Origin of the sequence: Campylobacter sp. CNRCH_2015_0338h, from assembly GCF_025772785.1 — a bacterium.
Lineage (GTDB): Bacteria > Campylobacterota > Campylobacteria > Campylobacterales > Campylobacteraceae > Campylobacter_D.
This window is the reverse complement of sequence record NZ_JAKMST010000002.1, coordinates 142,496-162,563: the sequence shown is the minus strand read 5'-3', so window position 1 is coordinate 162,563 and position 20,068 is coordinate 142,496. Positions and strand designations below refer to the sequence as shown.

The following is a 20,068-nucleotide window of genomic DNA, read 5'->3' as shown; positions in this document are numbered from 1 at the left end:
TTTTGTATTTATTGTTATACTTACTTTGCATAAATGACGGGAGCTTGTGATACAGGCTGAGAGTAAGCTAAAAGCTTAGACCGCACCAGAACTAGGTAATGCTAGCGTTGGGATAATTTATCAACTACTCACATACCCTTCATTTATCCAAATTTTATTTTAAGGATAAATTTAAATGAAAACTCAAATGTCTTATGCAAAAGAAGGAATTTTTACAAAACAAATGCAAATTGTTGCACAAAAAGAGCAAGTAAGTGAAGATTTTTTGCTTGAAAATATAGCATGTGGAAAAATTATCATTCCTGCAAATATCAACCATAAAGCACTAGACCCAAATGGTATTGGCTATGGACTTAAAACAAAGGTAAATGTAAATTTAGGTGTTTCAAATGATTGTGTAGATTATAGTGAAGAAATGAAAAAAGTAGAATTGGCTCATAAATTTAATATAGAAGCTATTATGGATCTTAGTAATTATGGTAAAACTAGTCGTTTTAGAGATGAGCTAATTGTCACTTCAAAAGCTATGATAGGCACTGTGCCTGTTTATGATGCGGTTGGATTTTTAGAAAAAGATTTAAAAGATATTAAGGCAAAAGATTTTTTAGATGTAGTATATCATCACGCTAAAAGTGGAGTGGATTTTATGACAATTCATGCAGGGATAAATTCTCGTGCTGCTAGGGTTTTTAAAGAGTGTGATAGGATTACTAATATAGTTTCAAGAGGAGGTTCAGTTCTTTATGCTTGGATGCAAATGAATGATGCTGAAAATCCATTCTATGAATATTATGATGATTTACTCGCTATATGTAAGGAATTTGATGTGACACTTTCTTTGGGTGATGCGCTAAGACCTGGTTGTACTCATGATGCAAGTGATGGAGCTCAAATTGCTGAACTTATAGAACTTTCGTTATTAACTAAAAGAGCATGGGTTCAAGATGTACAAGTGATGATAGAAGGACCTGGCCATATGGCTATTAACGAAATAGAAGCTAATATGCAACTTGAAAAAAGAATTTGCAACGGCGCGCCTTTTTATGTCTTAGGACCATTGGTTACTGATATAGGTGCAGGATATGATCATATAAGCGGAGCGATCGGTGGAGCAGTTGCAGCGGCAGCTGGTGCTGATATACTTTGCTATGTAACTTCTGCTGAGCATTTAAGACTTCCAAATTTAGAAGATGTAAGAGATGGTATAGTAGCGACTAAAATAGCAGCTCATGCAGGAGATATAGCCAAACTTCCTAAAGAAAGAAAAATAGATGATGAAATGAGTAAAGCTAGACAAGATATTGATTGGGAAAAAATGTTTAAATTGGCAATTGATGGAGAAAAGGCTAAGAAAATGTTTAATGAAAGAAAGCCTGAAGAACTTAATTCTTGTTCAATGTGTGGAAAAATGTGTGCTATGAACACTATGAATAAAATTTTAAAAGGTGAGGATGTAAGTTTGATAAAAGAATAAACCCTCGATTATGAGGGTTTAGTTTGATTAATCTATTACTTTATAATTATAAGGTTTTAGATTTTTATCATCTTCAAGAAATTTTGCTGGTGGATTACCATTTACTTCTTGGTGTTTATAGTAGCGGTCTCCTGCTTTGTTGCCATTTAGATCTACTTTATAGTGAATTTCACCTGGATTTAATTTTTGAATATCTTCAAAACCTAAATTTGAAGTTTTGAAATCTTTAATACCATTTTTGGCCGCAATTTCTACTAATTTAGTTTGTCCTTGTCTTGACATATCAACTGATTGTAAAAGCATTCTTGAAGCTTCTCTAGGATTGTGGAATCCTGTTGAGTTTTCAGCACCTACAAAGTCTGCTCTTACTTGAGATTTTCTATGAAGTTCTAATACTTCTTTTAATTCAGCTGAAATTTTAGCATCATCTGCTTTGCCATTAGTTTGGAATTTAGGCATTTTTCCAAGCTCTGCGCGAATAGTTTCTACATCTTTAATCAAGCTTACTAAAGAATATTCAGCTGTTCTTAAATCATGAGCTACTGAATTTTGAATATCTTTTACTTGTTTAGCTAGATAGCTTTCGCTTTGAGTATGGCAAGTTTTACAAGCTGAATTAATATCAACTAAAGGCGAGGTGATGTTATGGTTGGTAACTTTTTTTGCACCTTTTCTAATATAAGGCATGTGACAATCTGCGCAACTTACACCATTTGCAGCATGTACTCCACCACTATAAAGCTCGCTTTCTGGGTGTTGAATTTTCAACATAGGTGCTTTAGTGATTTTATGAACCCAATCACTTGGGAAATTTTCTCTATTTTTTTCATAATAATCATCAAACATTTCTATTCTAAATGGCTCACCTTTTTTCCACTCACTCCATGGATAGGTTAACTCTATACCATCAACCTCAATTTCAATTGGTTTATTTCCATCTCTCCAAGAGTCAAATTCATCATAAGTTTTTTGTGTACCATTCCACCATTTTTTAGAACTATCATTAGCAATACTTTCACCGATAGTTTTTACTTTAGTACCTGTTGGTTTGAAGTAGTATTCAACATGACATTGAGAGCATACTAAAGTTCTCATCTCGCTTCTTGAAGCTTTAATGCCTTGTTTTTCATCTGCTTCATAGCCTCTTGAAATTAATGCGTTGATTAAAGCTGGTCTTGTAAGTCTTAAACTCATGTCTGTTGGGTTGTGACAATCTGCACATGTTACACCCATTCTTTTTCCACCATGAGGTCCACTGTGCTCAGGCGAGTTTTCTTTAGCTCCATTTACCGCAGGAACTGTTTTAATCATAGTCCAATATTTTGCAGAGTTAAATGCCACCCAATCACCTTTTGCAGTGTTGTTTAAAAGCCAAGGAGTCCATCCGCTATGGCAATTCATGCAAGCTGTTGGTTGACCACCAAATCCTGCAAAGCCATGTGCATTTAAGAAATCTTTGTTATTTCTAGCTGTATCCATTTGATCTACTTGAACCCAAAAGTGTCCTCTTTCTTCATTAGCATCAATGCTAAATGGATAACCCGCCCAAAGAACAGTTAGTTGTGGATAGCGGATTAGTTTTGAATAAGCTAAATTTCCACCAAATTCTGTTGCATTAGGTGCTTGTTTTTCCACTGCTGTATGCATATCTAAATAATCAGGAAAATTCTTTCCCCAATAATCAAAAGTAGGGTTTTCATCGCCAAGTTTTACAATTTCTTGAGAAATGATTCCACCTACTGAATCATTTGTTTTAGCTGTGATATCTTGATTTAACCACAATACACCCGCAATAGCTACTATAGTAGCACTTATAGCACTATATAAAATGCCTTTATTATTCATTAATTACTCCTTTCATTTAAAATCCTCTCTTATGGCCAACACCTTGGTGACAAGATACACAACTTAAAGAATTATCTTTATGTGGATCTAGAGTAGGGTTGATAGTGTTGCTCGCAATTTCTTTATGACATTCTATGCAGTTATTTTGGACTATTTCTTTACTTTTTTCATTTGCACTTAAATGCGTAGGTAAAGAATCAAGTTTAAAAGTAAATGCATAAGCATGTCCTAAACCACTTTGAGCTTTAGCAATCCATTTTTCAAAAAAGCTATGTGGTAAATGACAATCATTACAGGTTGCTCTTGGTTTACCATCAACTTCTTTAGAGTGTGAAGCTTTTAAATAATCATTATAAACTTCGTTCATAATATGACAATTATTACAGCTTTCACTAGCATCGCTAAAATAAGAAGTGCCTTTAGCATTATGGAAAGTATACATTCCAACTCCTGCTAAAATTACAAGCAAGAAGAGGAAAACAGCAAAAAGTTTTGAGTTTGCTTTTTTCAAAGTCTCTCCTTTGAATGAAGTTTAAGTTACAAGAACTTAGATATAATTATATTATACTATAAAATCTTAAAAAGTAAATATAAATTTATTATTCATTTATAATTTTTTTAATAAGATAAAAAAAGTATTATTTTTTTATATAATTTTGTTTACTATTATAAAAATAAAATAAATTTTAATAAAAGAAATACTAAAATATTAAATACTAGAAAATAAGGCAGGTGTATTATGCAAATTCAACCATCAATGTATATTAATAGAGAACTTTCTTGGCTTGCATTTAACTCCCGTGTTTTAGATCAATGTTCTAAAGATCTTCCTTTGCTTGAAAAACTTAAATTTATAGCTATATATTGTACAAATTTAGATGAGTTTTACATGATAAGGGTAGCTGGATTAAAACAGCTTTTTATAGCAGGAATAAGCACAGCAAGTAATGATGAAATGACACCACTTGCACAGCTTAAAGCTATTAGAAATTATTTACATGAAGAAAAATATGTAGTAGAGCAGTATTTTACTAAAATAACTCAAGATTTAGAAAAAGAAAATTTATTTATTCGCTCTTACGAAGAGCTTGATGAGGATTTAAAACAACAATGTAATGAGCATTTTTTCTCTAATATTTTTCCTGTAATAGTGCCTATTGCGGTTGATGCAACCCATCCTTTTCCGCATTTAAATAATCTTTCATTTTCTTTGGCGGTAAAGCTTTGTGATCCTATGCATCCTGAACTTTTAAAATTTGGTATGATACGTATACCTAGGGTTTTACCAAGATTTTATCAAGTAAGCTCTAATATTTATGTGCCTATAGAAAGTATAGTACGCTATCATACTGAGCATATTTTTCCTGGTTATAAGCTTTTATCATCTGCTGCTTTTAGAGTAACTAGAAATGCAGATATGGAAATAGAAGAAGAAGAAGCTGATGATTTTATGTTGATTTTGGAGCAGGGTTTAAAGCTTCGTAGAAAAGGTGCTTTTATACGCTTGCAAATAGAAAAAGGCGCAGATGAGCAGTTGATTGAATTTTTAAGTTCTCATATGAATATTTTTCATAAAGACATTTATGAATACAGCATACTTTTAAATTTACCATCACTGTGGCAAATCATTTCTAATAAAGAATTTACACATTTATTAAACCCTGTGTATACACCAAAGATTTTACCACCTTTTGGAGATAATGTATCTATTTTTAGTGCAATTGATAAACAAGATATATTGGCTATACAGCCTTATGAAAGTTTTGAGCCTGTGTATCAATTTATCAAAGAAGCAAGTAAAGATCCTAAGGTTGTTTCTATAAGAATGACTCTCTATAGGGTAGAAAAAAATTCAAACATAGTCCAAGCTTTAATTGATGCAGCCAGTGATGGCAAGCAAGTTACAGTAATGGTGGAATTAAAAGCACGCTTTGATGAGGAAAATAATTTGCACTGGGCAAAATCATTAGAAAATGCAGGGGCTCATGTAGTGTATGGAATCACTGGTTTTAAAGTGCATGCAAAAGTAGCTCAAGTGATTAGAAAAGAAGGGGATAAATTAAAAATTTATAATCATTTAAGTACAGGCAATTATAATGCAAGTTCAGCTAAAATTTATACTGATGTGAGTTATTTTACTTCTAAAGAAGAATACTCTCAAGATACCACAACCTTTTTTCATATACTTTCAGGATATAGCAAAAGCCGTCGATTAAAGACTTTATCAATGAGTCCAAAGCAAATCAAAGAACGAATTTTAGATATGATAGCTACAGAAGCAAGTCATGGAAAAGATGGGGTAATCATAGCCAAAATGAATGCTTTAGTAGATGGTGATGTGATTAAAGCTTTATATGAGGCTTCAAATAAGGGTGTTAAAATAGATCTTATTGTGCGTGGAATTTGTTGTTTAAGACCTGGAGTAAAAGGGTATAGTGAAAATATAAAAGTTAGAAGTATAGTTGGAAAATATTTAGAACATGCTAGAATTTTATATTTTAAACACACTGAGCCAAATTATTTTATTTCAAGTGCTGATTGGATGCCAAGGAATTTAGAAAGAAGACTAGAATTAATGACTCCTATTTTTGATGAGCATTCGCGTGCAAAATTAGCCCAAATTTTAAAACTGCAGTTAAGTGATAATGATTTAGCTTATGAGTTAAACAGTGAAGGAAGATATCGTAAGATTACTTTAAATGAAGCAGAAAAAATTAATAATTCTCAACAAATTTTAGAAGAATATATTAGTAGAATTTTTAATACCTTGAAAAAAGATACTGATCATAGCAGAGCAGCGCATTTAGCAACGAAGCTTTTTAGAGATAGCTAATCCTTGCTTTTTAGCAAGGATTATTTCCAACCTTCTATATAATTTTTAAGTTTTCTACCAACTTTTGGGTGTTTGAGTTTTTTTATGGCTGAGCTTTCTATTTGTCTTACTCTTTCTCTTGTGACATTTAGTTCTTTGCCGATTTCTTCTAAGGTTCTATCACTTTCATCATCCATTAAACCAAAACGCATTCTAATAACAGCTTTTTCTCTGTCATTAAGCTGATCTAAAACTTCATCAATTTGTTCTTTTAAATCATCTTTTAAGATGTGATCCATAGGTGAAATTGAAGTTCTATCTTCTACAAAATCTCCAAATTTACCATCATCTTCATTGCTAATAGGCGCTTCTAGAGAAATTGGTTCTTTAGTGATTTTAATCACTTGTTTTACTTTATCTACGCTAAGTCCTACTTCTTTAGCAATAATGCTTACATCAGGTTCTTTACCTTCTTTTTGTAAATATTCACGAATGATTTTATTGATTTGATTAATAGTTTCTATCATATGAATAGGAATTCTAATTGTTCTTGCTTGATCAGCAATAGCTCTTGAAATGGCTTGTCTAATCCACCAAGTTGCATAGGTTGAAAATTTATAACCGCGTTTGTATTCAAATTTATCTACCGCTTTCATTAAGCCTATATTGCCCTCTTGGATCAAATCTAAAAATGGTAACCCACGATTGGTATATCTTTTAGCAATGCTTACAACCAAGCGTAAATTTGATTTTGCCATTCTGGTTTTAGCTTCATCTGAGATTTTTTTACCGCGTTTTATTTGCTCTAGAATTTCTTTTAGTTGATCTTTTTCTAAATCAAAAGAATTTTGACTAGCTTCTTTAGTTTGAATGAGTTTTTTTATCTCCATATAAGTGCTTACCATCGTAGTTTCTAGTGCGCGTTCAGCGATTTCTTCTTTGCTAAGTTTGGTAATATCTTTTAAGATATCTTGGTGTCTTTGTTTTAATTCTTCTGAAAACATTGGCAAACGATATTCTAAGCGTTTTAATTCTTTGTCAAATTCCTCATCACTTTTTAAAGCTGTTTCCATGGATTTTACGATTTCAGAGATAAGTTTTGAAGTTGGACCTAGATCCATTAGTTTTTCTTTTAATATATTTTTCTTAAAAGCAATTATGAGTTTATCTAACAATTCATCATCATTTTTTTCTGCATTAATAGTAGATATGGTTTTTAACCATTCTTTTTTTGCTTTTTCTAGGGCCTTAAAACTTTCTATAACTTTTAAGGTTCTTTCGTCTTCTTTTTTACTTGCTTTTTTAGGTTTTTTTTCACTTGAGTTTTCATTTTCCTCGTTTTCATTTTCTTCTTCAGAATCTATTTCATCATCACTTTTATCATCATCACTTTTATCATCATCTTCAAAGCTTTTAAAAAGCTCTTTTACTCTTCTTTCTCTATTGATTAAAGGTTCTTTATAATCAAGTATAAAATCTATCAAATAAGGCACAGAACAAAAAGCATCAATAATAATATCTTCACCTAGCTCAATTTTTTTAGAAATTTCAACTTCCTCGTCCTTGTTTAAAAGAGCTATTTGTCCCATTTCTCTTAAATACATTCTAACAGGAGAGTCTGATCTACTCCATTCAAGCAAATCGTTTTCATTGGCTAAATCAAATTCATTTTCTAAACTCGTATCTTGTAATTTTTGTTTTTCTTCTTGTAGTTTTTTTGCTTCTTCTAAATTTCTTTTTTTAGCAATTTCAGCTGAAGAAATTAATTCTACTTTATGTTTATCCATTAAATCGCGGATTTTTTTTGCACTTGTTGCATTTGGAAGCTTTGCAAAATACTTGACAAGTTTTTCATATGTGATATAATCTTTAGAATTTTCTTTGAAAAGTTCTTCTAAAACATTGGTTTCATTAGCCATGGATACCCCTTGTATTTAAGTAATGAGTGTAAAACTAAATATTATGCCTAAAAATTAATTAAAAACAAATAAAAACATTTTGGAACAGCTTTTGCTTTATCATGTAGAAAATTAAGATTTTAGTTAGGAAAAACAATGCAAAATGGGTATTATCAAGCTACTGGTGCTATGGTTACGCAGTTTAATCGCTTAGATGTTGTAACTAATAACCTAGCAAATGTAAATACAAGTGGCTATAAAAGAGATAATGTTGTTATTGCAGATTTTAAAAGGATTTTTAAAGAAACTCAAGATGAGTTACCTATACAAAATCATACAAGAGATGCTGCAAGATTTGTAAATACAACTATAGATAGGGTTCCACAAGTTAATCACGTCTATACAAATTTTAGCGTAGGTTCTATGAAAATGACGCATAATCCTTTGGATTTAGCTCTTACTCGTGAGGATACTTTTTATTTAATTAAAACAAATAATGGTGAGGTAAGATTGAGTCAAGACGGAAATTTCCAGCTTGATGATGAGGGATATTTGGTAAATCGTCAAGGGTATAGAGTTTTAAGCAGTGATTATTTTAACAATCCTGAAAACGATGGCATACGCATAGGAAATTCCACATCTTTTATTAATGTGGATAAAAATGGAATCATCAGTGCATCTAATCAAGATATAGCAAGATTATTCGTAGCGCAAGTTGATGATTTAAGAGATTTGCAAAAAGATGGTGATAATATGTATAAAATCGATAATTTAAACAAAATTAGAGATTTGCCAAATTCAAATGCCATTAAGCAAGGTTTTACTCAAGGTTCAAATGTTAATCCAGTTACAGAAATGGTAGGATTAATCGAAGCAAATAGAATGGTTGAGATGTATCAAAAAGTTATGACATCTCATATGGATGATTTAAATCAAGAAGCTATTAACAAATTAGCAAGTACTAAATAAAACTAAGGATAGATAAAATGTTAAGATCATTATATACAGCAGCATCAGGGATGGTATCACAACAAACACAAATTGATGTAACGTCAAATAATATTTCAAATGTTAATACAGTAGGTTATAAAAAATCGCGTGCAGAATTTGCAGATTTGATGTATCAAACGATGAAATACGCAGGTACTTCAACCTCAAGTACCACAAAACACCCAAGTGGTATAGAAGTGGGTCTTGGCTCAAGAGTGACAGCTGTGAGTAAAATTTTTAGTGAAGGTAGTTTAAAACAAACATCAACTTCAGGTCTTGATATGGCAATCGCTGGTAATAATGGCTTTTTCCAAATTCAAATGCCTGATGGAACTATAGCTTATACTAGAAATGGTCAATTTACCAAAGATGCTGAAGGAAATATTGTAAATTCAGATGGTTATAGACTTTTGCCGGAAATGACTATACCTGAGGATGCTACAGCTATTAACGTAGCAAGTGATGGAACGGTTTCTGTTATGCAGCCAGGAAATACAGCTGAAACTCAAATAGGTCAAATTGAGCTTGTAAATTTTATTAATCCGGCGGGCTTGCATGCTTTGGGAGATAATCTTTTAGTAGAAACTGATGCAAGTGGAGCGCCTATTGCAGGTATAGCTGGAGAGAATGGATTTTCTGTAATCAAACATGGCTTTGTAGAGCTTAGTAATGTTCAGCTTGTAGAAGAAATGACTGATCTTATTACAGGGCAAAGAGCTTATGAAGCTGGCTCAAAAGCTATTACTACAAGCGATGATATGCTTGGAATTGTAAATCAATTAAAACGCTAGAATTAACTAGCGTTTTATAATATGCAAAAAATATTAAAAAATACTAAAAAACTCCTATTTATAAATACTTGTAAAATATTCTCTATTATAATTTAAATTTAAACTAATCATAGTAATATTTTATTTATGTATTCTTTTATACATAAATAAAACAATAACGAGGGATATAATGAACAGAAGGGACTTCATTAAAAATACCGCTATTGCTAGTGCTTGTGGTGTTGCAGGTCTTAGTGTTCCAAGTAGTGTACTTGCAAATACTGAGAATAAATGGCGTTGGGATAAGGCTGTTTGTAGATTTTGTGGTACAGGCTGTGGAATTTTAGTTGCAAGTTTAGATGGTAAAATTGTCGCTGTAAAAGGAGACCCAGCAGCTCCGGTAAATCGTGGATTAAATTGTATTAAAGGTTATTTTAATGCAAAAATCATGTATGGAGAAGACCGTTTAGTAACACCTTTACTTCGTGTAAATGCAAAAGGTGAGTTTGATAAAAAAGGAAAATTTCAACAAGTTTCTTGGCAAAGAGCTTTTGATGAAATGGAAAAACAATTCAAAAAAGCCTACAAAGAAAAAGGTGTGGAGGGGATTGGAATTTTTGCAAGTGGTCAATATACTATACAAGAAGGATATGCTGCTGCAAAATTAGTAAAAGCTGGTTTTAGATCCAACAATATAGACCCAAATGCACGTCATTGTATGGCTAGTGCTGTTGTTGGTTTTATGCAAACTTTTGGGGTTGATGAGCCTTCTGGTTGTTATGATGATATAGAGCTTACTGATACTATTATTACTTGGGGTGCAAATATGGCAGAAATGCATCCGATTTTATGGTCAAGGGTAAGTGATAGAAAATTAAGTAATTTAGATAAAGTTAAAATCGTAAATTTATCTACTTTTTCTAATAGAACTTCTCATATAGCAGATACTGAAATCATTTTCAAGCCAAATACTGATTTAGCTATTTGGAATTATATCGCTAGAGAGATTGTTTATAATCATCCTGAAGCTATGGATAAAGAATTTATTGAAAAACATTGTATTTTTACAACAGGTTATGCTGATATTGGTTATGGAATGAGAAATAATCCAAACCATCCTAAATTTAAAGCAAGTGAAAAAGATACCGTAGCAAAACAAAATGCTATTATTGTAGATGAAGAAGAAGCAGTATCTTTGGCTTATTTGGGTGTAAAAGCAGGCGATAAATTTGAAATGAAACACCAAAATGCTCCTGATGCGCATTGGGAAATTTCATTTGAAGATTTCAAAAAAGCTTTAGAGCCTTATACACTTGATTATGTTGCTAAAGTTGCTAAGGGTAATGAAGATGAAAGCATAGAAGAATTTAAGAAAAAACTTCAAGAATTAGCAAATTTATATATAGAAAAAAATAGAAAAGTTGTAAGCTTTTGGACTATGGGCTTTAATCAACACACAAGAGGTACTTGGGTAAATGAGCAAGCTTATATGGTGCATTTTTTACTTGGCAAACAAGCTAAGCCAGGAAGCGGTGCGTTTTCATTGACAGGGCAACCAAGTGCTTGTGGAACTGCAAGAGAAGTAGGGACTTTTTCGCATCGTTTACCTGCTGATATGGTGGTTGCAAATCCTAAACACAGAGAAATTAGTGAAAAAATTTGGAAAGTTCCTGCAAAAACGATTAATCCAAAACCAGGTGCTCCATACTTAAAAATCATGAGAGATTTAGAAGATGGAAATATCAAATTTGCTTGGGTACAAGTAAATAATCCTTGGCAAAATACTGCTAATGCAAACCACTGGATAGCAGCAGCTAGAGAAATGGATAATTTTATCGTTGTGAGTGATTGTTACCCAGGAATTAGTGCTAAGGTGGCAGATTTAATTTTACCAAGTGCTATGATTTATGAAAAATGGGGTGCTTATGGTAATGCTGAAAGAAGAACTCAACACTGGAAGCAACAAGTGCTGCCTGTAGGTGAAGCTATGAGTGATACTTGGCAAATCATGGAATTTGCAAAACGCTTTAAATTAAAAGAAGTTTGGGGCGAAACTAAGGTAAATGATAAGCTTACCCTACCAAGTGTTTTAGAAGAAGCTAAAGCTATGGGTTATAGCGAAGATGATACTTTATATGATGTATTATTTGCTAATAAAGAAGCAAAATCTTTTAAAGCAAACGATTCTATTGTAAAAGGATTTGATAATAGTGATGTTAATGGCGATGAAAGAAAAATTATAGGTAGTGACGGTAAAGAATTTGAAGGTTATGGATTTTTTGTACAAAAATATCTATGGGAAGAATACCGCAAATTTGGCTTAGGTCATGGACATGATTTAGCTGATTTTGATACTTATCATAAAGTAAGAGGTTTAAGATGGCCTGTGGTAAATGGTAAAGAAACCCAGTGGAGATTTAATACTAAATTTGATTATTATGCTAAAAAAGCTGCTCCAAATTCAGACTTTGCGTTTTATGGTGATTTTGCTAAAGAATTACCAAAAGGAGATTTACTAGCTCCACAAACTAAAGAAAAATACAGTTTAAAAAACAAAGTAAAAATTTTCTTTAGACCATTTATGAAAGCACCTGAAAAACCAAGCGAAGAATATCCATTCTGGTTGTGTACTGGTAGGGTTTTAGAGCATTGGCATAGTGGAACTATGACCATGAGGGTTCCTGAGCTTTTCCGTGCAGTACCTGAAGCACTTTGTTATATGAATGAAGATGATGCTAAGGCTATGAAAATTAATCAAGGTGATATTGTATGGGTAGAATCACGTCGTGGTAAAGTAAAAGCTAGAGTAGATTTTCGTGGTAGAAATAAACCTTCTAAAGGCCTTGTGTATGTGCCTTGGTTTGATGAGAATGTATATATAAACAAAGTTACACTAGATGCAACTTGTCCGTTGTCTAATCAAACAGATTTCAAAAAATGTGCCGTAAAAATTACTAAAGCATAAAAATGAAAAATAGAAGAGAATTTTTAGCCTTTGCTTTTAAGCTTTTATGCATAGGAAGCGGAAGTGCATTTTTGGCAAGTTTAGCATTTAGCTCAAATCAGGAGTATTTTTTAAGACCTCCTGGGGCAGATGATGAAAAAGAATTTTTATCAAAATGTATACGATGTGGACTTTGTGTAAAAGCCTGTCCTTATGATGTTTTAAAGTTAGCAAATTTAGAAAATAGTGCTAAAAATGGTACACCTTTTTTTGTAGCAAGAGAAAATCCTTGCAGGTTATGTGAGGATATACCTTGTATAAGGGATTGTCCTACAAATGCTCTAGATCATAAATATTTAGAGCAAAAAGATGGAATTTATAAAACAAAAATGGGTATAGCTATAATTGATAGTGCAAGTTGTGTTGCTTATTGGGGAATTCAATGTGATGCATGTTATAGAGCTTGTCCTCTAATGGATAAAGCATTAAAACTTGAAACAAAACGCAATGAAAGAACAGCAAAGCATGCATTTTTACTACCTGTGGTAGATCATGAAGTATGTGTTGGATGTGGGATTTGTGAAAAAGCCTGTATAACACAAAAAGCAGCCATTAAAGTTTTGCCTAGAGAATTTGTTTTAGGAAAAGCTGGGGATAATTACATCAAAGGTTGGGATGAAAAAGATGAAAAGCGTTTGCAAGATGTAAACATAGATAAAAATTTCAATAAAAATAAGGCTAAAGATTATCTTAACGATGGAGAATTGCTATGAAGTATCTTATTTTAAGAAGAGTAATGCAATTGTCTATTTTGACTTTTTTTTCTTTTGGTGTATTTAATTTTATATTAAAAGGAAATTTAAGCTCTTCGGTTTTATTTTCTTCGGTGCCATTAAGTGATCCTTTTGCATTTATTCAACTTGCTTTGGCAAGTTTGCAAGTAGATTTGATGGCTTTAAGTGGTGCTTTGATAGTATTTTTGTTTTATGCTATTTTTGCTGGAAGAGCGTTTTGTGCTTGGGTTTGTCCTGTCAATATCATTACTGATTTTGCTTATTTTATTAGAAATAAATTAGGTTTTAATCAAGCAAGAGTTTTTAATGTAAATAAAAATTTGCGTTATTATGTTTTAGCTTTTGTTTTGATTTTTTCTTTTCTTTTTTCTTTTCCTGTTTTTGAGGAATTTTCTTATATAGGAATAATCCAAAGAGGGATTATTTTCGGCGGTGTTTCTTGGCTTTTTGTAGTTTTGATTGTTTTTTGTATAGATACATTTTTTAGTCCAAGATTTACTTGTTCGCATTTTTGTCCTTTAGGGGCTTTTTGGGCTTTAAGTTCGTATTTTTCATTGTTAAAAGTAAGATATAACTTACAAAAATGCACTAAGTGTTATAAATGTCTTGGAGTGTGCCCTGAAAAACAAGTGCTTTGGATGATAGGTAAAGAAAATCAAGATGTAAAATCAGGTGAATGTATAAGATGTGGAAAATGTATTGATATTTGCGGTGATGATGCTTTAGGTTTTAGTATAATAAATTTAAGGAGAGAAAATGAAAAATAAAATCTTTTTATCCTTAGCAGCAGCTGTTTTAATAAGTGCTTGTGGGCTTGCTGTTAAAAGTGTTGATTCAAAAGATATAGGTTTAAGAAAAACAAGTTTAGAAAGTGAAAATGTAGAATTATTGGATGCAAAATATTCTCAAGCAGTGGCTGGTGAGTCTGTTTTGATTGAAAGATCGTTTGAAAATGCTCCGCCATTAATCCCGCACACTTTAGAGGATATGCTTCCAATTACTAAAGATAATAATATTTGCTTAAGTTGTCATGATAAGACTATTGCTAAAGATGTTGGAGCTACGCCACTTCCAAGTAGTCATTATTTTGATTTAAGAAAAAACAAATCTACTAAAGATATGATAAGTGATGCAAGATTTAATTGTACACAATGTCATGTGCCACAAAGTGATGCTAAACCTTTGGTAGGAAATAGCTTTGAAGCAAAATTTAAAAGCGAAGAATCAAAGAAAAAATCTAATCTTTTAGATGTTTTAAATGAAGGTGTAAAATAAAATTATGAAAAAAATGTTTTTAATCTTACTAATGAGTATTTATGCATTGAGTTATGAGCTTAAGCTTGATTCAAATTTAAACGCTTTAAAGCTTGCTGATAATAGTTTGCTTATAGGACTTGATAATGGAGAGATAAAACAATATTTCCTTAAAGATAAAAAAATGCAAAAAATCACTCAGCTAGATAAGATTAAAAATTTTTACGAAGAAAATCTTAGCCCCAGAATTTATAGTATTGATTACTTAAATGGGGCTATTTTGATTTTAAGTGAAGGTGATTTTGGAAGTAAAAAATTATATGTTTATAAAAATAAACAACTTTTAAGCTATGATTTAGCTAATGATGGAGCAAAAAAAGCTTTGTTTTTAGATGATAATACTATTTTATTAGCCTTGCTAGGTTCTAATATAGAGCTTTTTGATCTAAAAACAAAAAGCGTTGTAAAAAATTTTACTTTTTCTAGTTCAAGCTTAAGTGATGTGGTTTTAAATGAAACTAAAACTCAATTAGTGGCAGGTTTTGAAAGTGGCGAGCTAATGCTTTTTGATGTGAAGAAATGGCAAAAAATAAAAAGTTATAAGAATATTCACAAGGATAATATTTATCAACTTGATTTTAAAAACACAATTATTGCAAGCTGTAGTACTGATAGAAAATTGGGCATAGTGCAAAATGATCAAGAAAAAAATATAGAAAGAGATTTTTTGATTTATACTTGTGCTTTAAATGAAAATGGTTCTATAGCGGCTTTTGGAGATAATGAAAAAAATATTATAGAACTTGTAAATACTAAAAACCTAAAAACAATAAAAAGATTCCAAAATAAAGATTTTTTGCTAGAATATCTTATATTTTTAAATGAACATGAGCTTATTAGTGCAGGTTATGAAGATAAAATTATATTTTGGAGTATAGATGAATCTTTCTAGTGTGTTGATTTTAACTAAAGAAGAAAAAGTAGAAAAACTCAAAGAGCAAATTCAAAAAACACCTTGTTGTAGTGTGGAATTAGCTCAGGATGAAAAAATTATAGTAGTAATAGAAAGTGAAAATTTAGATGATGAGTTAAAAGCATATAAACAATTAGAACAGCTTGATGGGGTAGTGAGTATTAATATGGTTTTTTCTTATCAGGATTTAGACGAAGAAAGAGAAAAAATTTTAAAAGCAAATTTTGAGGCAAATGTTTTTGATGAGAATTTAAAAAAAGATAATATAGAATACTATGGCAATGTCTTTAGAAAGTATTGATTATGGTTTTTTTGATTCCTTTGATTTTTATCATTTCTTCTGTTTTTATTATTGATCATTTTTATTTTTCTAAGGAAAATGAAGTAGTAAAACAACAAAAGCAAATAGAACAAAAAAATATTAAGCAAGATAAACAAAAATACCTTGAAAATATATTAAATCAAAAATAATCATGTATACACAAATTTCATATAAAAAATTCTTTTGGATTAATATTTTAGTTGTAATTACCCTTGCTTTAAATTTAAGAGCACCTATAACCTCTATAGGTCCTATGATAGAATACATTCAAGAATATTATAAGATAAATTCAGCCCTAGCAGGAATGCTTACAACTTTACCTTTGATAGCCTTTGGGCTTATATCTTTTTTCGTGGCGTATTTTTCGCAAATTAAAGCTTTGTTTTTTGCTTTGTGTTTAATTGTTTTTGGAGAGTTTATTAGAAGTTATGGGGGTAATATAGGTTTATTTTCTGGGGTTTTTCTAATTGGGGCAGGCATTGCAATAGCTAATGTTTTATTACCTTCTTTTGTAAAAGAAAAATTTGCAAAAAATGCTTATAAAATAATGGGTTTATATGGATCAATTATAGGTTTATCTTCAATTGCTGGAGTGGCTTTATCGCTTCCTTTGCTTAAAATTTTTGAGGTGCCTCAAGCTATGTTTTTTTGGGTTGTTTTAGCTTTGATTGCTTTGATTTTTTATTTTCCGCATTTGAAAAACAAAAGATTATTGCGTCCTAAGAAGAAAAACATCAATAAAATAAATCTTTTTTTGAATTTAACAGCTTGGAAAGTTACTATTGTAATGGGACTGCAAAGTTTTTTATCTTATAGTCTTTTTGCTTGGCTTAGTGTGATGATAAGTGAAAAAGGTTTTGGAATTGATTTTGGTTCTAATGTTTTATTACTTTCTCAAATCATAGGTATGCCTGTGGCGTTTTTATTGCCTATTGTTTTAGGAAGACTAAGAGCTCATGCTAAGGGTTTTGTTATTATAATATTAGGTTTTTTATATGTTTTAAGTTTTATTTTGGTGTTTTTTTGTGATGTAAAATTAGTATTGTTGTTAGCAGCTATTTTCTTAGGTTTTGCATCTAGTGGGGTTTTTACAATTTCATTATTGTTTATTGCTATAAAAAGTTCAACTTCTTTTATAGCAGCTAAACTTTCTGCCATGTCACAAGGCATAGGGTATTTAATAGCAGCTCAAGCACCTTGGATTATAGGTATGCTCCATGATAGTTTTGGAAATTTTACTTTAGGCTTTATCATGCTTATTACAGTAGCTATAATACTTAATATTTTTGTATTTTTAGCATATAAAGCTCCTGTGATTAAGTAAAAATTAAAATAAATTAAAGTCTTTTTTGTTAGAATTTTGACATTTTATTTTTTGTGAGTTGATAATGCGATATACAGTAACAGAAGCTTCTATTTATGAGGCGCAAGGTTTAAAAGATGAAGCTTTGGAGATTTATAAAAATATATTAAAACAAGATCCGCAAAATAAAAATGCCATTGATGCTATAAGGCGTTTAAGTGGTTTGCGTTCTAATCATGAAGATTTAAATTATGATATGCTTGATTTTTTTGTTAATATGAAAAGCGAAGAAGAAATTAATGAATTTAAAAGGTGGTTAATAAAACTATGAATATAGAAGATTTAGCAAAAATGGCCATAAGTGAAGTTAATTCGGAGTTAGATAATAAAAAAAGTAAAAATGATGAATTTACTCCTATGGTAGAGGAAATTACTCAAGAAAAAAATACTAATATCCAAGAAGATAAAATAAAAAAAGAGATTAATCAAGTTGCGCAAGAATTGATCCAAGAATTAGATGATTTAGAAGTAAAAGTTAAAGAAGATAAACAAGCTATGACTATTAAGGTTGAAGCTTTAGAGGAAAAAGAAGAAAGTATTATAAATAATGAAGAATTTTTCTTAAAAAATATCAGAGAGCGTATTTTGGTTTTATTTGAAGGATTAAAAAATACTAAAGATGAGCATATAGAAAAAAGACTAGATATTACAATTACTTTTTTAGAGTTTTTACTTGCAAAGATTGAAGATAGACTTAAAAAATGATCATGATTTTTTAAGAATTAAAAATATACTTAAACCTTACACACAAAGAGCTTATTTGGTAGGTGGTTGTGTAAGGAATTCTTTTTTAGATTTATCTAGTGATGATTATGATATAGAAATTTATGATATTGAGCCTAAGCTTTTTGATGAGCTTATGCAAAAACTTGGTGCAAATGGAGTAGGAAAAAGTTTTTTTGTATATAAATACAAAAAATTTGATTTAGCTCTAGCGCGTTATGAAAATAAAATTTCTACAGGCCATAGAGGTTTTGAGGTTAAAGTTTGTAATGATGAACAAGAAGGAGCTAAAAGAAGGGATTTTACCGTTAATGCATTGATGGTAAATATTTTTGATTTTAAGTTTTTAGATTTTTTTAATGGTTTGCAAGATTTGCAAGCAAAGATTATAAGACATATTGATGATGTAAGTTTTGTTGAAGATAGTTTAAGGGTGCTTCGTGGAATTTCTTTTGCGTGCAGGTTTGATTTAACAATTGCAAAAAAAAGTTTAAAATTAATGCAAACTATGGATATAGGCGATTTATCTAAAGAGCGTATTAATAATGAACTTTATAAAATTTTTAAAACTTCAAGACTAAATAAAGCTTATGAGTATTTCAAAATTTTAAATTTAGAAGAAAAAATATTTTTTTATCAAAGCTGTAATGAAGAATTTGAAAAACTTTTAGAGCATAGTCAAAAATTAATTTATGATGAGGCTTTGTATTTATATTTGTATTTGAATTTTTTTCATATAAATAAAGAGGAATTTTTCAATAAAACAAAATTAAAAAAAGAACTATTAAAAAAATGTGAACAAGAATTTATTTTAGGTAAAATTGATGATTTTAATTTAGCTAAAATTGCTTTAAAAATACCACTTTGCAAATGGCTTGGACTTTGGGATAATGAGCGTATGGCACAAGCAAAGAAATTAAATTTATATTATCATGCTTTTAAAAGTAAAATTAGTGCAAATGATTTACTAAAGGAAGGATTTAGTGGGAAAGAGCTTGGGATTGAGCTTGAAAAAAGAAGATTACAAGAATTAAAAAACTATATAAAGGAGCAAAAATGAATGAATATATTTTAAAAATTTCAAGTAGTGATGAAAAAGGATTGATTTATAGAATTTCAGATGTTATTTTTAAATATAGAATCAACATTATAAAAAATGATGAATTTGTTGGAGAAAATCGTTTCTTCTTTAGGGCGCATTTAGAAGGTGATCTTGATATAAAAGCTTTTAAGGGAACGCTTGAAGCTATGCTTCCTGATAATGCACAAATTGAAATTACACCAAAGAGAAAAAAAGATATTATTGTTTTAGCTACCAAAGAAACTCATTGTTTGGGCGAATTACTTATCCGCCAATTTAGCGGGGAATTTAACGCAAATATTAAAGCAGTTATTGCAAATTATGAGGTGTTAAAACCTTTAGTGGATAAATTTAACATACCTTTTCATACTATTTTAGCGCAGGATTTAAGTAGGCAAGAGCATGAAGAAAAATTACTAGAGTGTTTAAAACAATACGAGTTTGATTATATTGTTTTAGCAAAATATATGAGAATATTATCTCCATCTTTTGTGGAGCATTTTGAAGGAAAGATTATTAATATCCACCATTCTTTTTTACCTGCATTTATAGGAGCTAATCCTTATAAGCAAGCTTATGAAAGAGGGGTAAAGATTATAGGCGCAACAGCACATTTTGTAAATAATAACTTAGATGAGGGACCAATTATCACTCAAGATGTTATACCAGTTACTCATGAATATTCTTGGCAGGCTATGCAACAAGCAGGACGTAATGTGGAAAAAAATGTTTTTTCTAAGGCTTTGGATTTGGTCTTTGATGATAGGATTTTTATACACGAAAATAAAACGATAGTGTTTTAAATTTTTGATGCCAAAAAGGCAT

Annotated in this window: 19 protein-coding genes and 1 riboswitch; of the genes, 16 read left to right on the top strand and 3 right to left on the bottom strand. The window is 30.6% G+C overall.

Features of this window, described 5'->3' with window-relative positions:
- Positions 1 to 26 precede the first annotated feature (26 nt).
- A riboswitch (TPP riboswitch) is annotated at positions 27 to 131 on the top strand.
- Positions 132 to 175: 44 nt separating this feature from the next.
- On the top strand, positions 176 to 1,474 hold the full coding sequence (gene thiC, locus L8X30_RS02165; RefSeq protein ID WP_263678765.1) for a phosphomethylpyrimidine synthase ThiC: 1,299 nt from the start codon (positions 176 to 178) through the stop codon (positions 1,472 to 1,474).
- Between the two features lie 27 nt (positions 1,475 to 1,501).
- Here the strand turns inward: thiC and L8X30_RS02160 are convergent, their stop codons facing one another.
- On the bottom strand, positions 1,502 to 3,319 hold the full coding sequence (locus L8X30_RS02160; protein ID WP_263678764.1) for an ammonia-forming cytochrome c nitrite reductase subunit c552: 1,818 nt from the start codon (positions 3,317 to 3,319) through the stop codon (positions 1,502 to 1,504).
- Positions 3,320 to 3,335: 16 nt separating this feature from the next.
- The gene (nrfH, locus tag L8X30_RS02155; protein ID WP_263678762.1) at positions 3,336 to 3,830 is read right to left on the bottom strand and encodes a cytochrome c nitrite reductase small subunit; all 495 of its coding nucleotides are present in this window, start codon (positions 3,828 to 3,830) and stop codon (positions 3,336 to 3,338) included.
- Positions 3,831 to 4,058: 228 nt separating this feature from the next.
- Here nrfH and L8X30_RS02150 point away from each other — a divergent pair, with 228 nt between their 5' ends.
- Entirely contained in the window at positions 4,059 to 6,152 is a 2,094-nt protein-coding gene (locus L8X30_RS02150; RefSeq protein WP_263678760.1) for an RNA degradosome polyphosphate kinase, read from the top strand.
- A gap of 20 nt (positions 6,153 to 6,172) precedes the next feature.
- Here L8X30_RS02150 and rpoD read toward each other — a convergent pair whose 3' ends face one another.
- On the bottom strand, positions 6,173 to 8,050 hold the full coding sequence (gene rpoD / locus L8X30_RS02145) for an RNA polymerase sigma factor RpoD (RefSeq protein ID WP_263678759.1): 1,878 nt from the start codon (positions 8,048 to 8,050) through the stop codon (positions 6,173 to 6,175).
- Positions 8,051 to 8,185: 135 nt separating this feature from the next.
- Between rpoD and L8X30_RS02140 the strand changes: the two genes are divergently transcribed.
- From L8X30_RS02140 to purU, 14 genes are all read left to right on the top strand, one after another.
- On the top strand, positions 8,186 to 8,998 hold the full coding sequence (locus tag L8X30_RS02140) for a flagellar hook-basal body protein (protein ID WP_039668554.1): 813 nt from the start codon (positions 8,186 to 8,188) through the stop codon (positions 8,996 to 8,998).
- A 17-nt stretch (positions 8,999 to 9,015) separates the two neighbouring features.
- Complete coding sequence (flgG, locus tag L8X30_RS02135) at positions 9,016 to 9,810, top strand: flagellar basal-body rod protein FlgG (RefSeq protein ID WP_039626513.1); 795 nt, start codon at positions 9,016 to 9,018, stop codon at positions 9,808 to 9,810.
- 169 nt (positions 9,811 to 9,979) lie between these two features.
- On the top strand, positions 9,980 to 12,754 hold the full coding sequence (gene napA, locus L8X30_RS02130; protein ID WP_263678758.1) for a periplasmic nitrate reductase subunit alpha: 2,775 nt from the start codon (positions 9,980 to 9,982) through the stop codon (positions 12,752 to 12,754).
- Positions 12,755 to 12,756: 2 nt separating this feature from the next.
- Positions 12,757 to 13,506 carry a ferredoxin-type protein NapG gene (gene napG / locus L8X30_RS02125; protein ID WP_263678757.1) on the top strand — a complete coding sequence of 250 codons (750 nt, stop codon included), beginning with the start codon at positions 12,757 to 12,759 and terminating at the stop codon, positions 13,504 to 13,506.
- Positions 13,503 to 14,294: a quinol dehydrogenase ferredoxin subunit NapH gene (napH, locus tag L8X30_RS02120; RefSeq protein WP_263678755.1), complete on the top strand. Its 792-nt coding sequence runs from the start codon at positions 13,503 to 13,505 to the stop codon at positions 14,292 to 14,294. The genes napG and napH overlap by 4 nt, the downstream gene beginning before the upstream one ends.
- The gene (locus L8X30_RS02115) at positions 14,284 to 14,802 is read left to right on the top strand and encodes a nitrate reductase cytochrome c-type subunit (protein WP_263663122.1); all 519 of its coding nucleotides are present in this window, start codon (positions 14,284 to 14,286) and stop codon (positions 14,800 to 14,802) included. Before napH ends, L8X30_RS02115 begins: the two co-directional genes overlap by 11 nt.
- Before the next feature lie 4 nt (positions 14,803 to 14,806).
- Positions 14,807 to 15,733, top strand: coding sequence for a WD40 repeat domain-containing protein (locus L8X30_RS02110; protein ID WP_263678754.1), 927 nt, complete (start codon positions 14,807 to 14,809; stop codon positions 15,731 to 15,733).
- The gene (locus L8X30_RS02105; protein ID WP_263678753.1) at positions 15,720 to 16,055 is read left to right on the top strand and encodes a chaperone NapD; all 336 of its coding nucleotides are present in this window, start codon (positions 15,720 to 15,722) and stop codon (positions 16,053 to 16,055) included. The genes L8X30_RS02110 and L8X30_RS02105 overlap by 14 nt, the downstream gene beginning before the upstream one ends.
- 2 nt (positions 16,056 to 16,057) lie before the next feature.
- Positions 16,058 to 16,225: a hypothetical protein gene (locus L8X30_RS02100; protein WP_257396760.1), complete on the top strand. Its 168-nt coding sequence runs from the start codon at positions 16,058 to 16,060 to the stop codon at positions 16,223 to 16,225.
- Between the two features lie 2 nt (positions 16,226 to 16,227).
- Entirely contained in the window at positions 16,228 to 17,400 is a 1,173-nt protein-coding gene (locus L8X30_RS02095) for an MFS transporter (protein WP_263678752.1), read from the top strand.
- Positions 17,401 to 17,461: 61 nt separating this feature from the next.
- Positions 17,462 to 17,710, top strand: a complete 249-nt coding sequence (locus L8X30_RS02090) for a hypothetical protein (RefSeq protein WP_087691144.1) — start codon at positions 17,462 to 17,464, stop codon at positions 17,708 to 17,710.
- Entirely contained in the window at positions 17,707 to 18,144 is a 438-nt protein-coding gene (ciaD, locus tag L8X30_RS02085; protein ID WP_263678750.1) for an effector protein CiaD, read from the top strand. The genes L8X30_RS02090 and ciaD overlap by 4 nt, the downstream gene beginning before the upstream one ends.
- A complete protein-coding gene (locus L8X30_RS02080) occupies positions 18,113 to 19,222 on the top strand; it encodes a CCA tRNA nucleotidyltransferase (protein WP_263678748.1) in 1,110 nt (369 codons plus the stop codon). The genes ciaD and L8X30_RS02080 overlap by 32 nt, the downstream gene beginning before the upstream one ends.
- On the top strand, positions 19,219 to 20,046 hold the full coding sequence (purU, locus tag L8X30_RS02075; RefSeq protein ID WP_263678747.1) for a formyltetrahydrofolate deformylase: 828 nt from the start codon (positions 19,219 to 19,221) through the stop codon (positions 20,044 to 20,046). Before L8X30_RS02080 ends, purU begins: the two co-directional genes overlap by 4 nt.
- Positions 20,047 to 20,068 lie beyond the last annotated feature (22 nt).